Here is a 14,030-nt window from a genome sequence, read left to right as displayed (position 1 = left end):
ATCGTTCGGCAGGCGTATCCCCGGGATACCTCCTTGGTAGACGCCTGCCATAACCACACTCATATGCCTGCACATCCGAAAAAGGAGCGCACATTCGTCATTATCAAGCCGGACGGCGTCCAGCGTTCGCTCATCGGCGAGATCACCAAGCGCTACGAACGCACCGGCCTCAAGCTCGTGGGCATCAAGTTCGGTATCGCCGACGAGAAGAAGCTCTGGGAGCACTACAACAAGGACGATGCGTGGTTCCTCAAGAAGGGGACCAAGATCACCGAAGACAAGAAGGCGGCCGGTCTTCCGGTCAACAAGGAGCCGATCGAGTACGGCAAAGACATCATCCGCCAGCTCGTAAAGTTCATGACGTCGGGTCCCGTCGTCATGATGGTCTGGGAAGGAAATCAGGCAGCAGTCGTGGCACGCAAGGTGACCGGCGATACCGAGCCTGCTACCTCTGACGTCGGTACCATCCGCGGCGACCTTACGCTCGATTCGTACGGCATCTCCGCAGTCGATGATCGTGCAGTCCGCAACCTCATCCATTGCTCCGAGAACGTCGAAGACGCGAACCGCGAGATCGCGATCTGGTTTACGGAGGGAGAATTGCTCAACTACCGCTTGGTAAGCGAGGCGATCCTCTACGACGTTAATCTTGACGGCATTCTTGAATAAGCTCGCTAAAATCCTCCGCTACGTCGTTGCGGGTCCCGTACGCATTTGTCGCCGTATCACAGTACGACTCCAAATGCGTACATCCCGCGCCTAGTATCGGAAGGATTTTCCCCGAGCTTCTTCAGAAAACTGAAAGTGATATACTGACTCCAGCGGCTGGTACTAAAACCTGCTGGTACAAAATAGGGAAGCCTCATATCGTCCATGACCGTGGTTGTGGTTCTGCGGGCTCCCACCTGGACTATAAAGCCAGGATTGCCGTACCTGCCGCCTCAAAGACACTCCGCAGCGCGGAGTTTCTTTGTACCGGATTTTCATGCGTCATATCTTTTTCATACAAGCATTCCTGATCGCACTCATCGGTGCGATACACATCATTGCGCTCAAGCTCTATCTCTACTGGCTCTTCCCGTGGCTGGATGTCTTCATGCATTTCGGCGGTGCGATGTGGGTCGCTCTCGCGGCGATGTGGCTGTTCTCATCGGTGCATCGGAAGCTCACATTCATGCGGGTCCTCCTTATCATCATCGCGGTCAGTGTCGGCTGGGAACTCTTCGAGCTTTGGGGCGGCATCCCGCGTGAAGCGAATTTCGCGTTCGATACCTCGCTCGACCTTCTCATGGACGTCCTTGGCGGTATCACCGGCTATGCTGTGGGTAAGTATCTCCTGTCGCGTGATAAAATAATTCCTCATGGCACGGCTTAAAGTGATCCATCCGAATCACGTCACGCCGCCGAAGAACTTCTGCCGACTTCCGAATGGATACGGCGTCGTGAAAATCGGCGTTTCCGGTACCGCTGATGCGGGTCCGTTCGGTCTGCAGGCGCTTGAGAAAGCCCGTGAGATCGGCAGGCAGATCGCAAAGCAGGGAGGCATCATCACGACGGGGGCCACGACCGGATTCCCGCTCTATGCGGCAATGGGCGCAAAGGATGAATGCGGTTTTTCCATCGGGCTTTCTCCTGCATCCACCGAGAAGGAACACATCGAGGTCTATCAGCTCCCGACGGACTTCATGGATGTCGTCATCTACACTGGCTTCGGCTATGCGGGACGCGACCTCCTCTTCGTGCGCTCATCCGACGCGATGATCATCGGCCCGGGCCGCGTGGGTACGCTCAACGAATTCTCGGTCTCATTCGAAGACCGCCGTCCTATCGGCGTCCTCGAAGGCGATTGGCGTACCGACGATTTCATCCGTGAGGTCATCACGGCGGCGCATCGCCCGAATGAATTCATTGCCTTCGATTCCGACCCGAAAGCGCTTGTGGAGCGTCTTATCGAGATGGTAGGGAAGGTGAAGGAGAAGAACATGGTCCACAACAACCACGATGGATGGGGCGCTACAGGTAAAGGTGCCGAGATGATCCTCTAAAGACTGTCCCCAGGGTACAAATGGCGGTTTTCGAGCGTGGTACCATTGCCGTATAGTCGATAAGCATTGCCTGATATGAAATTTGGCGGCCATCACTAAGAAGATTCCCCTCGCAAGAGGGGATTTCTTTTATACTAGGGAGATGGAGGAGATCATGCCGCGGGAAGGGGTCAGTACCTGTCCGGCGTGCAGTGATTTTCCGACGGCGCACGTTCCCACCTTCATTTCGAGTACGCTCGATGGCTGGATGAACGACGCATTGGCGCAAATGCCTCGCTTCAGGCGAGCGATGGATCGCGTGCATCGCTTTGCTGATTCGCTCGAGCCGATTCTCCTCAGGCTCGCATATGTTGCATGTGGTAAGCGTACATTGAGCGATCCCAAAGGCGCGCGCACTAATCGCACCTTGGTTCTATGGCAAGAAGCGGAGCGTCGGGGTATTCCCATGGAACAGATTGCGGTTTTCGGCACGCCGAGCGACTACTATCGTGCGCGAATCAATAACGAATGGTTGTATTTTGAAGGACTACCCATTCCACGCGTGGGACACGCGCCGTACTCATGGGCAGACGATAAGAAACATTTTAAGTTGTTCCTGCAGGCGAACAGTATTCCCTGTGCAGATGCGTTCATATCATCCAGCCTCACGAAAGCTCGTGCTGCATTTGAAAGGGCTGAGAAACCGGTTGTAGTAAAGCCGCGTCTCGGATCGCGCGCGCGGCACACTACTACGTACGTACAGACCGCGGAAGAATTCGAGCGCGCGTTTCGTTCCGCTCAACAGCTTTGCCGTCAGGTGCTTTTCGAAACGCATCTGAAGGGTGATTTATGCCGCGCCACAGTTGTTGATGGTCGCATTGTGGGATTCTTGCGCAAGGTGCAGCCGCGCGTCACCGGTGATGGGGTTAAGTCTGTTCGTAAACTTGTCGAAGCGAAAAATTCCGCAAAGCTTGAACGCGTATCTGATATACGTATGGATGCGGAGAACGAAGAATATATCCGTCGACAGGGCTATGGCTGGGATTCGGTGCTTGAGAATGGGAAAGTATTGGAGATCTCACGTCATTCCGGACGCATGGTCGGGGGTGCAACGTGGGAGATGCCCGAAGATATCCATCCGAAGCTTCGGGAGATCATCGAGCGGCTCGTGCGCCTTCTCGATGCTCCTGTCGCAGGATTCGACCTCATCATTCCTGATCCGGAAACCGACCCTGATACCCAGAAGTGGGGGATACTGGAAGCCAATACGCTCCCGTTCATCGACCTGCACTACAATCCGCTCTACGGGAAGACGTCCAACGTGGCGAGTGCCATTTGGGATCTGTGGCAAAAGAAGGGATAAAGAAAAACCCGGCCTAGGCCGGGTTTTTCTTTATCACGTCGAGCGAGGGGCGGAATGAAAGCTTGCTTACATTCCCGCCGAGCGATGGCGTGAAAAGCGTACAGCGCTTACGCGAGTTCTTTGACGAGCTTCTCGAAGACCTCTGGGTGGTCCTTCGCGAGCGTCGAGAGGGACTTGCGGTCGAGGGTGACGTTCTTCTTCTTGAGAGCGCCGATGAGCTTCGAGTAGGAGAAGCCGAGCGGGCGAGCAGCTGCATTGATGCGGAGCGAGAAGAGGTTGCGCATGTCGCGCTTCTTCGCGCGGCGGTGCTTGAAGGCATAGGAGCCGGCGTGCTTGATAGCCTCCTTTGCTACGCGCTCCTTCGACTTGCGGTCGAAGCGGTAGCCCTTCGTCTGCGCCAAGATATTCTTGCGGCGCTTATTCTTCATCGTACCTCGTTTGACGCGTGCCATATATGTTTAGAGGAAGCGGCTCTTATCAGTTGCGGTCATCGTCGCGTGGAAGCCGACCTTGCGGGACTTCTGCTGGCGCTTCGAACCAGACGCCTTTGCGTTGAAATGGTTATGGCCCGGGACGCGGGCGACGATTTTGCCTTTCTTCGTGACACGAAGACGCTTCTTGTATGACTTGTTGGACTTCATAGAAATTATGCTTCCTCTGCAGGGGCCTCCACCGTCTTCGGAGCCATTTGTGGCTTAGAAGCAGGCTTTTTCGAGGCATCCCTCTCGAGGGTGACCGAGAGGCCTTTGGGGCTCTTCTTGATCTCGTCCGCAATCTTAAACGATTCCGGGATAATAGCAAGGAAGCGCTCCAGACGCTCCTTGAGGAAGTTGAACTCCATGTACTTGTAGCGGCCCCAGAGGAAAAGGTCGACTTTGACCCGATGACCCTCCTTGAGCCAGGCTCCGGCCTTGGCGGCCTTGATGCCCATATCGTGGTCGGAGGTGCCGATTTTGACCTGGACCTCCTTGGTCTCGGAGGCACGAGGGGTCTTCGCCTTGATCTCCTTGTCCTTTTTGTTCTGCTCGTAGGTGAACTTGCCGTAGTCGGTGATCTTGCAGACCGGCGGCTGGGCGTTCGGAGAGACCTCGATGAGGTCGAGGCCTGCCTCGCGGGCCTTCTGGAGGGCTTCGTCGATAGGGAGGACGCCGTAGTTCTCGGCGTTCGGACCGATGACGCGCACCTCAGGGACCCGGATGCCTTCGTTCATCCGGATGCGGGTCTTTTCTGCTTGCGTCGTGTATTTGGTGAATCCCATTTTGAAAATGCCGCACTCGGGTGCGGAGAGAGCGCATCATACCACAAAACCTCGATTTATTCGACTATCTGGACGGTCTCGTGACCCTCTGCAGACGTAGCGTTCCGGGTGCCGAACGGTACGAGGTACTGCCCGATGCGGTTGAGTGCGGCGCGGATCGTAATGATGATCGCTTGAACTCCACTGACCGGATTGCTCGATACGGTCTCATCTTGCCAGGCAAGATCGCCTGAGGTGAAGGTCGTCTGAGAGGGGGAGATCATCCCTTGTGTGGTGACGGATGTCGTCGAGGCCTGTTGGGTTCCGGTAAGAACCGCTGCATCCGAGCCGGAGACGACGAGCGGGACCGAGGTCGCGGTGGCGGTCGATGTTGTCGATTGCCCTCCGAACGCAAGCTCCTCCAATCGATCAGCTGCCGCGTTCGAGGTGGTCGCGGTCGTCGTCGGTACGGTGACCGGCGTGCTTGGTATGGGGTTGAATGAATCGAGTGGATTCTGGGAAGTCGACACTGGCTGTGATGGTAGTGCTGGCTGCGAAGGGGCTGCTGTCACTTGCTGTTGCGGCGAGAGCCAATTGCGTACTGTCTGCGCGAACGTTGCCGTAGGAGAGCTCGCTGGCGTCAGATCGGTCTGGGGGCGGAAATTCGGATCCGCACAATTCACCTGCGCTGCAGCCGGCGGGCAGGTGATGCGGTCTCTCTTTCCGACGCGGTTAGATGCAGGTACGAAATGATACTCATCGTTCATTCCCATGTAGAAGACGAGTCCGTATGCGCACGCCGCCGCATGCAGGCGTGCGTAATTCTGCTGTGACGAAGTGTTGATATCGATCGCGATGCCGCTCGGGTGCTCGCACCGGGCCCCTTGTTTGCAGGCGATGACCCCGCGGTTCGCATACTCATTCTGTTTCTGGACCGTGCGCGCCCCTTCTTTCAAGCAGATTGGATTACTGCCGCCTGAGCGCAGCGGCATTGCGCCCTGTAATTGGGAGCTATAATCGCGGATGAATTTTGCGGCGCATTTTGCGAAATCAGGATTCAGGTTGTCGACGGTGCCATCCGGTCCATAGCCGCCGTAGTTATCTCCATCGGGACGACAGAGGACGTTCTTAAGGTACGTCTTCGCTTCGCCGACCTCCTGGCCCACGTATGGCTGACCGGGAATCCAGTGCGTACAGAAGTCCGGAATTCCGGCGCTGCGTGCGGTTGCTCGTGTCGCATCGGTTATCTCGACGGAGCCCGGTCGTTCACATGCAGCCTCAGTGACGAAAGGTGCAGAAAGTGTTGCGGAACAAACCGCGATGAAAATGAGAAAGAGAGCGTTATTTCTGCGCACCCGCATGTCCAAAAGTATACATGACCCCATTTCGGAACCTTATGGAGTATGAAGACGTACTGGGGAGACTAGCTGGAAACCATCGCTGTCCAGTTCCCATCCGAGACGGACTCTTCTGTATGCAATCCGATTTTCTCAGAAAGCGCGATGCTCGCCGCGTTCTTCGCATTGATGCCTGCCCAGATGCGCGCTGAGGGGAAATACTTCGTATAGATCTCAATCGCCTGAAGTGCGAAGTTTTTCATGAGTCCTTGGCCGCGATAGGGGTTGTACGCACGGAACGCGATCGTGTGCCAATCGCCGAGAGGAGCATCCTTCTTTGTAGTGTCACCGTACTTTATTGATTTTGTTCCGAGTGGTTCCGGTCCGAGCCAGATGAGCGCCGCAAGAATGCCTGTTGCTTTGTGGATGAGTGCAAACGGAGTGCGGCCTTTCGCATACCACTCTTCATACGAACCTTCGCCGAAGCGCGCATAATCCGAGGTGTTTTCTTGAAGGTCAGTATCGCTCATATCGAGCGAATATTTCTTGAGTTGGGAGACGCGCTCTTCGTCGAGTCCGATGACAACGTCGAAGATCTCCCCGGTCTTTCCGGTCATCTCGCCGACGGTAATGGCGGTGAAAATCGGCGGCGGAATGCGTTCAGGCATATGGACCTATCATACCGATGTTCGTCTGAATGCGAAGAGAAGAGGGTCGTGATACCATCCCCCAGGAAATAGTTCATAGTAGGATGGAAAATATGACAACATTCTTGGAACAATTGGAAGCGCGCGTACGCAATCTCTCGGGACAGGTACGGGTCCTGTTCCCGGAATCGGGCGATCGGCGGGTCATGGATGCTGCGCAGAGACTCAAAAGAGAAGGTCTTGGCGACCCCATCATGGTCAATGCGGAAGGCGAAGCGGCCGAAGGGCTGACGCATGTCGCTATCGATGGCGCGAAGGCAGACGAGCTCGCAAAGCTGCTCGTCGAACTGCGCGGACACAAAGGCATGACCGAGGATGAGGCGAAACGTCTCTCTCGCGATCCTTTGATCTATGGGATGTATCTGCTTCGCATTGGTGAAGCAGATGCACTTGTGGCGGGTGCGGTACGCACTACGTCCGATGTGCTCCGCGCAGGTCTCTGGCTTGTCGAGAAGGAAGAGGGGATCAAGACGATCTCAAGTTCCTTCTACATGCTTGTGCCACCGTTTCGTGGCGGTTTCGAAGAAGTCATCACGTTCGCTGATTGTGGCGTCGTGGAGACACCAACCTCGGAGCAGCTTGCGGATATCGCGATTGCCGCCGCCGATGCGCGAACGTTCATCGTCGGCGACGAGCCGCGTCTCGCATTTCTCTCGTTCAGCACGAAGGGTTCAGGGGGAACGAGCGAATCGGTTGCGCGCGTGCGCGACGCGATCGGTCTCGTTCAGAAACGACGTCCTGATATCTTGCTTGCCGAACACGAATTGCAAGGAGATGCGGCACTCGTTGCCTCGGTCGCTGAACGTAAGGTGCCAGGAAGCGCGGTTGCCGGAACAGCGAACGTGCTTATCTTCCCATCGCTTGATGCTGCGAACATCGCGTACAAGCTCGTCGAGCGTCTCGTGCCTGGTGCGCAGGCGCTCGGACCTATCGTTCACGGGTTCAAGAGTCCGGTGCACGACCTCTCGCGTGGCGCATCGAGCGACGACATCTTTCGCAGTGCCCTGATCGCTGTGATTCGTGCAAAAAAGAATCAGACCTGACAAGCGCCCATGATCGGGCGCTTGTTTTTTAATCGTGCAGTTGACGCAGTTCGGGCAGCTTCGTGGTGAAATCATCAAGAAGCGCGAGGCATCGCTCGGTGCTCGCGACATTCTGTTCGAACAGAGAAGGGTACTCTGGGTTGTGCTTGAACCATGTTTCTTCATACGCATCTGCGCAGTAGCGCGCAGCGAGCGAAAGCGTTATCTCGAAGAATCCGTCGGGGATGAGTCTCCATTCGTCATCGTGCATGAATGCGGCATGTTCGCGATATGTCTTCATAAGAGTCTTCCATGTTTCCGTGTCGATTCCTGTTCCGCGCTTACACCAGCTCCGAAGCATGTCTCCGAGCTCGAGCGGCAGAGGATAGCTGCCGAGCGTATCCAGATCGAGGAGCGCGATCGCTTCCACGCCTTCCGTGTCGAATCGGAGGTTGTTGAGCTTGAGGTCACCATGAAGTGTATGCAGAGGGAGTGCGGACATTGCGGGAGAGAGGAGGGTTCGCCGATGCTCGATCTCCTCGGCAAGCGGGTGGCATTTCTCATATTTGGATGATCCCGTATTTCTGCGGTCGAGTTCGTGCAGATGTCCAAGAGCATAGCCAGTGTCGCGATAGTGCGGGATGCGGTAAGCGAAGGGCTGGGTATAGTCGGCGAGTGCGGTATGGAACTGTGCGATGAATGCTGCACCGTTCGCCGCCTGTGCGGGCGTCGGTTCTGTCTCGATCGTCATACCAGGGATGAATGTCATGAGGCGCCATGCACTATCACCGTCCTGTCGGGACAGTGCGCCGTCCTCCGTCCGGACCACTCGGCTCGTCAGGAGCCCTTTTGCGGCGATGTGTGCGGTGACGGCTTCGATGTCAGGCAGTGCTGGAACGAAGAGAACTCCAATCTTCTGAAGGACGTATTCTCCCATATCGCTCCGTACGAGATAGGTCGCGTGTATGCGTCCATTGCCGAGAGGTTCGATTGAACGGATAGTGCCGATGGGGAATGCGGCGGCAATCACGCTGAGGTCTGGCTGCATGCGGCACACTATACCTCATTACGAACCGCCCGCTTCTTGAGAGTGAGCATCTCGCATAGTACGCTTCGGCAATGGAACGCATCCGGCGACGTGAAGGGCGTGAGACGCCTCAGGCATGGCGGATCGCCGAGCGAGTGAATATCGCACGAGATGAAGCGCGTCGTCCGTCTGAAGATGGCACGCTGACCGATCCTGAATGCATCGCGGCCCTCGACGGCGTCTCATCCGGAGATTCGACAGAGAAGATCGAAGGCCTCACGCCGGGACAATTCGCCGTGCAAGTAGGTATGGAAGCTCTGAAGGATGCGGCGAAGCTCTCTGATCCAAAGGAAGTAGTTCCGTTCGTTTCGCGTCGTCTACGCGAAGCGTTGGGGCCGTACACACTCACTACGACGCCAAGCTTCGTCTTCGCGGCGTTCTTCCCGAATTTTGGGGAGAACGGGATGATCATCCGCGTTGCGGATTGTTCGTACCTCATTGATGGTGTGGGGGATAATCCTGGTCTTGCGATCGATCGTCTGAAATCAAAAGATCGTGCACGTCGCCTGCGTGAAGAGATCGAACAGGGAGCTGATGTGGATGCGTTACTTGCCAATGATCCTACGCGTCCTCGCATGCGCGCGCTTACGAAAGATATCCAACCACGTCTCGCGAACGCGCCGCTCTCCGGCAACGATACGATTTTCGATACATACCGATATCCCGTCATGAACGGTCATGATGTGCCTGAAGATCTCGTCGAGTATATCGAAGTGCCCAAAGGGGCATCATCGATCATCCTTGCTACAGATGGTTATCCGCCGCAATCCCTGAAACCGAGTCTCGCAGAGACTGAAGCGGCCTTGAAAGAGATCAGGGATCGCGACAAGCTCGCAATCGGCGACATGCTCTCGACCCGTGGCGTCATGCCTGAGAACATCGACGACCGTTCGTACATACGTATCGTACGCGCGTGAGATTCACCCTCGCTTCACGCCCCCTCGCTATTCTGCTAGGTATTAGCAAGCGAATATAACTGCAATATCTATGGCAGACACCGTCATCACCCCGAGTGCATATGAGCGTAACGATTCCAGCGCGGCCGGTTGGGCTGTCGCGGTCATCGTACTTCTCGGCGTCGTTCTCTTCGGCCTCTTCGTGTGGCCGGGCATGACCCGTACTTCTACTGGCAACGCATCGACACCAGGAGCTATCGATGTGAACGTCCAGCTTCCGGAAGGCGTCCAGCAAGGAATCCAGGGCGCCGGAGCAGGCGCGGGCGCCCAGCAGGGAACGCAGCCATCGGGGGGCACTACGAACACTCCGACACCGACGCAGTAACCCAGCATTCCTCTCGGAAAAAGGCGGCCGCAAGCCGCCTTTTTCGTTTATCCACAGCAAAATATTTGACTGGTGAACCATGGTTCACTACACTGAACTCCATAAGGAATTACTAGGGAAAACATGTATGACGTATGAGCACTATAAACAGAAGTTGGTCGCGTTTTATGAGAAGCATGGGCGTTTCCCGGGCTACAAGGAGATCATGGTCTTCACGGGTTTTAGATCCAAGAACGCTGTGTTCAAGCTCATCGAAAAACTTGTCGACGAGGGTGTGGTCGTCAAAGACCGACAGGGCCGTCTTTCTCCCGGAAATTTCGGAGGAGGTGTCCCTCTCCTTGGCTTAGTCGAAGCGGGCTTTCCGTCGGCAGCGGAGGAGGAGCTGCTCGATACGATGGATTTCGACGAGTTCCTGACGCCGAATAAGGAATCGAGTTACATCTTGAAAGTAAAAGGCGAATCCATGATCGATGCGGGGATCCGTCCGGGAGACATGGTAGTCGTCGAGCGTCGCAACACGTACAAGGTCGGGCAGATCGTGATCGCGATGGTCGACGGCGAGTACACCATGAAATACCTGAGACAGGACAAGAAGGGGAATCATTATCTGGAGCCGGCGAATGAGAAGTTCAGCAACATTTATCCGACAGAATCGTTCAAAGTCGAAGCAGTAGTCACGGGCGTCGTACGGAAGTATTAGTAGCGGAACCAACCAGCATATGTTTAAACAGCTTTCCCACATTTTTTCGAAGAAGACAGCGCGCGTACGAGAAGTGAAATATCGTGCGCAGGATATCTGGTGGTGTTCGGTGCCTTCGGCAACCGACGCTGCAGCTGAGAGGCCGGTCTTGGTGTTCCGTACGCTCGGTACCGATACGTTCTGGGGATTGCCGCTTACGTCGCGTGCGAGCGGTAAGGAAACCCCGTTTTATTTTCTTACGTCACTCAAGGGTGCGAACCGCACCGGAACCCTTTCGCAGATGCGCATGCTGCGGAAGGACCAGCTTATCCGTCGTCTCGGTCGCATCAGTGATCGGCAATTCGCTACGGTGAATCTCGCGGTCATGGAATTTCTTGCCGAGACGAATCCGGTAAAGCCTGCGAAACAGATCCGGCCATCACGCATGCGGACGCCGCTACCACGCACTTCGCGGTACGCACCACTTCCTGCATTCAAGCCAGCCTACACGCTTAAGTTCAGGTAGCTATGGTCTGGGGTGAGAAGCGAATACATGGAGCTTCGCAAGGCCGGAGACACTTTAGGTGTCGAGGCGGGGTTGCGGAAATTTTCAGCAGAAAATTATCCGTGACAGTCCGGACGTACATGGCCTATGTGGGGTAAGTCATACTCGTATCCCAGAGCCATCCTGCACGTGGATGGTGACTCTTTCTTTGCTGCAGTCGAAGTGGCAAAGAATCCAAAGCTGCGCGGTAAGCCGGTCATCACCGGCAAAGAGCGCGGCATCGTCTCTGCGTGCACCTACGAGGCGAAGCGTCGCGGCGTGAAGCGCGGGGTCAAATTAAGCGAAGCTCTTGAAGCGTGCCCAGATGCGATCGTGCTGCCGTCGGATTACGAGACCTACAGTCTATATTCAGAGCGTATGTACGAGATCGTGCGTCGCTACACGCCTGCCGTCGAGGAGTATTCCATTGATGAATGCTTCGCGGACCTCACCGGTATGCGCCGCGTGAATCGGATGAACTACCACGACATGGCGCATTCCATTAAGCAGGAGCTGCAGGTGAAGCTCGGCATCACGTTCAGTGTGGGTCTCTCGGCGACGAAAGTCCTGGCGAAGGTCGGTTCGAAATGGAAGAAGCCTGATGGTCTCACCTCGATACCGCTCAGCGACGCATCAAAATTTCTCGGAAAGCTGCCGGTAGGGAATGTATGGGGGATCGGGCCAAACACTGCGGCGTATCTCAATAAGTTCGGTATTCAGAGCGCGCTCGATTTTGCGCGCAAGAACGAACCATGGGTGCGTGCGAAAGTTTCGAAGCCGGTGCAGGAGATCTGGCGGGAGCTCAATGGCGAAGCCATCTATCCACTCACGACGGAAAAGAAGACCAGCTACCAGAGCATCCAGAAGACCAAGACCTTCACGCCACCATTGCGCGATGCGAAGTTTATCTTCAGTCAGCTCTCCAAAAATGTCGAGAATGCGTGCATCAAGGCGCGCCGATGGAATCTCGCGAGTGATCGCGTGTTCTTCTTTCTCAAGACACAGGATTTCAGATACCACGGTATCGAAGTGAAGCTCCCGCACCCCACGAATGTCCCGCAGGATGTCCTGCGCGAGGTCGCTAAATTCTTCCCGCAGGTTTTCGAGAACGGGAAGCTGTATCGTGCGAGCGGCGTGACCCTCGCGCAGCTGCGCCCCGCGGACAGTCTTCAGCTCGATCTTTTCGGCAAAGTGGAAGAATCCCAAGGATTGAAGATGGTGTTCGAGAGCGTGGATGCGATATCGGAACGATACGGTAAACACGCAGTCTTCCTCGGTTCGAGTTTCCAGGCGATGAAATTCGGCGCGCATCTTGGCGAGCGAGGAGACATGCCGGAGCGGACGCGGCAACTCTTCAAAGGTGAGACTACTCGTCGTCGCTTGGCGATCCCTCTTCTGGGGGAGGTGAATTGAAATCCCGCTTATATGGCCAGAGTGATTTACGGATGACACCCTTCGTGAAGTTGTAGAGGGAATCAGGATCACTGCGCTGCAGCCCGGCCTCAAGCCAATCGAATTCACCGCGGACGTACACGCGGCTGTCGATCACGCCTTCCGTACGTGGAAGATTCTGCATGCCGATCTCGTCGCCGTAGTACATGATAGGCGCCCCCGGAAGCGAGTAGAGGAGAGAAATCGCTTCGCGCAGCTTCGCTTCGTCGAACATGCTGCCCAACCTCTTGGCGGTCGCTGCGCCGCCATTGAAAAGATATTCGCTCTTCGGATCAAGATAGGTGATGAGCTCGGTGCGTACTTCAGGGGCGAGTGTCGCGAGCGAGAGTTCGTCGTGATTGCGCAGAAAGATCGCCCACTGGCAGTTCTCCGGGATGTCGCGTGATTCCTCAAGCATCGCATCGAGTTCGGTGCGATCATTGCGCATAAGAGCGAGGAAGAGCTGCTCGGTGAGTGAGAAATGGTACACGAGATGGCATTCGTCGCCGTCCCCGAAATACGTCTTCATCTCTTTGACGTGCTGATGCGCTTCAGCAAGAAGGACGATCTCGCCGCCGAATTTCGTGTCCAAGTGTTTGCGGATGCGTTTGATGAGCTGGTGCGTTTCCGGCAATCCTTTCGAGAGCGTGCCGTCTCGTTTGATGAGCGTCACCGCTGCGTCCAAGCGGAAGCCGTCCACGCCGCGGCCGGCCCAGAAATCCATGTTCTGCATCATGCTTGCGAAGACTTCCGGATTGTCCCAATTCAGATCCGGCTGCTGCGGATAGAAGGTCGCATAGTAGTAGTCCTGCGTCTCTTCGTTGAATATCCAATTGCCAGGCTTGATGTCGGGGAAGGCATTCCAACCGAGGGCGAGTTCGTGTCCGCTCTCGCTCCATAAAAAGTAATCGCGCTTGTTGTTGTCTTTCGATGATCGCGCCTCCAAGAACCAAGGATGATGTTCTGAGACGTGATTGAGGACGAAGTCGATGATGACTTTGATATCGCGGCGGTGCGCTTCTTTGAGGAAGGTATCGAAATCCTCGATCGTGCCGAGTTCCGGCCGGACGTTGAGATATTCCATCACGTCATAGCCGCCATCGGCCATGGGCGACGGGTAGTGGGGGAGGATGTGGAGTGCGTTGATGCCAAGACGCTCCAGGTAATCCAATTGTGCCGTCAGGTTCTGGAAATTCCCCGCGAAGCGATCGACGTAGAGCTCGTATATCTTCGCATCCTTCCACCAGTATCGCTTCGGCATATCTCAGTGGACGTATCAAAACACATAAGGTTGCATGAAGGAATATCGGCGGCGGAA

The 14,030-nt window shown here is 55.7% G+C and carries 17 protein-coding genes; 10 read left to right on the top strand and 7 right to left on the bottom strand.

Annotated features, from left to right (window positions below; translation table 11 throughout):
* Window positions 1-63: 63 nt before the first annotated feature.
* The 4 genes from JNK62_01255 (at window position 64) to JNK62_01240 (ending at window position 3,387) form a co-directional block, all read left to right on the top strand.
* Window positions 64-669 (top strand): nucleoside-diphosphate kinase, encoded by a 606-nt coding sequence (locus JNK62_01255; GenBank protein MBL8158144.1) that lies wholly within the window; start codon window positions 64-66, stop codon window positions 667-669.
* Between the two features lie 316 nt (window positions 670-985).
* Complete coding sequence (locus tag JNK62_01250; GenBank protein ID MBL8158143.1) at window positions 986-1,375, top strand: hypothetical protein; 390 nt, start codon at window positions 986-988, stop codon at window positions 1,373-1,375.
* On the top strand, window positions 1,362-2,045 hold the full coding sequence (locus JNK62_01245; GenBank protein ID MBL8158142.1) for a hypothetical protein: 684 nt from the start codon (window positions 1,362-1,364) through the stop codon (window positions 2,043-2,045). Before JNK62_01250 ends, JNK62_01245 begins: the two co-directional genes overlap by 14 nt.
* A 142-nt stretch (window positions 2,046-2,187) precedes the next feature.
* Window positions 2,188-3,387 (top strand): hypothetical protein, encoded by a 1,200-nt coding sequence (locus JNK62_01240; protein MBL8158141.1) that lies wholly within the window; start codon window positions 2,188-2,190, stop codon window positions 3,385-3,387.
* A 107-nt stretch (window positions 3,388-3,494) separates the two neighbouring features.
* Here the strand turns inward: JNK62_01240 and rplT are convergent, their stop codons facing one another.
* The 5 genes from rplT to JNK62_01215 form a co-directional block, all read right to left on the bottom strand.
* Complete coding sequence (rplT, locus tag JNK62_01235; protein MBL8158140.1) at window positions 3,495-3,839, bottom strand: 50S ribosomal protein L20; 345 nt, start codon at window positions 3,837-3,839, stop codon at window positions 3,495-3,497.
* A gap of 6 nt (window positions 3,840-3,845) precedes the next feature.
* Window positions 3,846-4,028 carry a 50S ribosomal protein L35 gene (locus JNK62_01230; GenBank protein ID MBL8158139.1) on the bottom strand — a complete coding sequence of 61 codons (183 nt, stop codon included), beginning with the start codon at window positions 4,026-4,028 and terminating at the stop codon, window positions 3,846-3,848.
* A 5-nt stretch (window positions 4,029-4,033) separates the two neighbouring features.
* Entirely contained in the window at window positions 4,034-4,645 is a 612-nt protein-coding gene (gene infC / locus JNK62_01225; GenBank protein MBL8158138.1) for a translation initiation factor IF-3, read from the bottom strand.
* A 56-nt stretch (window positions 4,646-4,701) separates the two neighbouring features.
* Entirely contained in the window at window positions 4,702-5,985 is a 1,284-nt protein-coding gene (locus JNK62_01220) for a hypothetical protein (GenBank protein ID MBL8158137.1), read from the bottom strand.
* Window positions 5,986-6,047: 62 nt separating this feature from the next.
* A complete protein-coding gene (locus tag JNK62_01215; protein MBL8158136.1) occupies window positions 6,048-6,629 on the bottom strand; it encodes a GNAT family N-acetyltransferase in 582 nt (193 codons plus the stop codon).
* A 92-nt stretch (window positions 6,630-6,721) separates the two neighbouring features.
* On the opposite strand from JNK62_01215, the gene JNK62_01210 reads away from it, so the two are divergent.
* Window positions 6,722-7,711: a phosphate acetyltransferase gene (locus JNK62_01210; GenBank protein ID MBL8158135.1), complete on the top strand. Its 990-nt coding sequence runs from the start codon at window positions 6,722-6,724 to the stop codon at window positions 7,709-7,711.
* Window positions 7,712-7,739: 28 nt separating this feature from the next.
* Here JNK62_01210 and JNK62_01205 read toward each other — a convergent pair whose 3' ends face one another.
* Window positions 7,740-8,738: a phosphotransferase gene (locus tag JNK62_01205; protein MBL8158134.1), complete on the bottom strand. Its 999-nt coding sequence runs from the start codon at window positions 8,736-8,738 to the stop codon at window positions 7,740-7,742.
* A 71-nt stretch (window positions 8,739-8,809) separates the two neighbouring features.
* On the opposite strand from JNK62_01205, the gene JNK62_01200 reads away from it, so the two are divergent.
* From JNK62_01200 to JNK62_01180, 5 genes are all read left to right on the top strand, one after another.
* Window positions 8,810-9,694: a hypothetical protein gene (locus tag JNK62_01200; GenBank protein ID MBL8158133.1), complete on the top strand. Its 885-nt coding sequence runs from the start codon at window positions 8,810-8,812 to the stop codon at window positions 9,692-9,694.
* Between the two features lie 70 nt (window positions 9,695-9,764).
* Window positions 9,765-10,058, top strand: coding sequence for a hypothetical protein (locus JNK62_01195; GenBank protein ID MBL8158132.1), 294 nt, complete (start codon window positions 9,765-9,767; stop codon window positions 10,056-10,058).
* Window positions 10,059-10,137: 79 nt separating this feature from the next.
* On the top strand, window positions 10,138-10,758 hold the full coding sequence (locus tag JNK62_01190) for a LexA family transcriptional regulator (GenBank protein ID MBL8158131.1): 621 nt from the start codon (window positions 10,138-10,140) through the stop codon (window positions 10,756-10,758).
* A 19-nt stretch (window positions 10,759-10,777) separates the two neighbouring features.
* Window positions 10,778-11,263 (top strand): type II toxin-antitoxin system PemK/MazF family toxin, encoded by a 486-nt coding sequence (locus JNK62_01185; GenBank protein ID MBL8158130.1) that lies wholly within the window; start codon window positions 10,778-10,780, stop codon window positions 11,261-11,263.
* A gap of 126 nt (window positions 11,264-11,389) precedes the next feature.
* Window positions 11,390-12,694, top strand: a complete 1,305-nt coding sequence (locus JNK62_01180; protein MBL8158129.1) for a DNA polymerase IV — start codon at window positions 11,390-11,392, stop codon at window positions 12,692-12,694.
* On the opposite strand, the gene JNK62_01175 is transcribed toward JNK62_01180, so the two are convergent.
* The gene (locus JNK62_01175; protein MBL8158128.1) at window positions 12,648-13,973 is read right to left on the bottom strand and encodes a trehalose synthase; all 1,326 of its coding nucleotides are present in this window, start codon (window positions 13,971-13,973) and stop codon (window positions 12,648-12,650) included. The two genes, JNK62_01180 and JNK62_01175, sit on opposite strands and share 47 nt — an antisense overlap.
* Window positions 13,974-14,030 lie beyond the last annotated feature (57 nt).

The organism is bacterium, from assembly GCA_016789445.1.
GTDB lineage: Bacteria > Patescibacteriota > Minisyncoccia > Phycocordibacterales > UBA2100 > UBA10103.
The sequence above is the reverse complement of the archived record's forward strand: the minus strand, read 5'-3'. Positions and strand labels throughout refer to the sequence as shown.

Excerpts from the sequence above, each read along its gene's own strand:
- JNK62_01255 (MBL8158144.1), top strand. The coding sequence starts at position 64 with ATGCCTGCACATCCGAAAAAGGAGCGCACATTCGTCATTATCAAGCCG.
- JNK62_01210 (MBL8158135.1), top strand. The coding sequence starts at position 6,722 with ATGACAACATTCTTGGAACAATTGGAAGCGCGCGTACGCAATCTCTCG.
- rplT (MBL8158140.1), bottom strand. The coding sequence starts at position 3,839 with ATGGCACGCGTCAAACGAGGTACGATGAAGAATAAGCGCCGCAAGAAT.
- JNK62_01180 (MBL8158129.1), top strand. The coding sequence starts at position 11,390 with ATGTGGGGTAAGTCATACTCGTATCCCAGAGCCATCCTGCACGTGGAT.
- JNK62_01195 (MBL8158132.1), top strand. The coding sequence starts at position 9,765 with ATGGCAGACACCGTCATCACCCCGAGTGCATATGAGCGTAACGATTCC.
- JNK62_01240 (MBL8158141.1), top strand. The coding sequence starts at position 2,188 with ATGGAGGAGATCATGCCGCGGGAAGGGGTCAGTACCTGTCCGGCGTGC.
- JNK62_01220 (MBL8158137.1), bottom strand. The coding sequence starts at position 5,985 with ATGCGGGTGCGCAGAAATAACGCTCTCTTTCTCATTTTCATCGCGGTT.
- JNK62_01200 (MBL8158133.1), top strand. The coding sequence starts at position 8,810 with ATGGAACGCATCCGGCGACGTGAAGGGCGTGAGACGCCTCAGGCATGG.
- JNK62_01205 (MBL8158134.1), bottom strand. The coding sequence starts at position 8,738 with ATGCAGCCAGACCTCAGCGTGATTGCCGCCGCATTCCCCATCGGCACT.
- JNK62_01175 (MBL8158128.1), bottom strand. The coding sequence starts at position 13,973 with ATGCCGAAGCGATACTGGTGGAAGGATGCGAAGATATACGAGCTCTAC.
- JNK62_01230 (MBL8158139.1), bottom strand. The coding sequence starts at position 4,028 with ATGAAGTCCAACAAGTCATACAAGAAGCGTCTTCGTGTCACGAAGAAA.
- JNK62_01245 (MBL8158142.1), top strand. The coding sequence starts at position 1,362 with ATGGCACGGCTTAAAGTGATCCATCCGAATCACGTCACGCCGCCGAAG.
- infC (MBL8158138.1), bottom strand. The coding sequence starts at position 4,645 with ATGGGATTCACCAAATACACGACGCAAGCAGAAAAGACCCGCATCCGG.
- JNK62_01250 (MBL8158143.1), top strand. The coding sequence starts at position 986 with ATGCGTCATATCTTTTTCATACAAGCATTCCTGATCGCACTCATCGGT.
- JNK62_01215 (MBL8158136.1), bottom strand. The coding sequence starts at position 6,629 with ATGCCTGAACGCATTCCGCCGCCGATTTTCACCGCCATTACCGTCGGC.
- JNK62_01190 (MBL8158131.1), top strand. The coding sequence starts at position 10,138 with ATGGTTCACTACACTGAACTCCATAAGGAATTACTAGGGAAAACATGT.
- JNK62_01185 (MBL8158130.1), top strand. The coding sequence starts at position 10,778 with ATGTTTAAACAGCTTTCCCACATTTTTTCGAAGAAGACAGCGCGCGTA.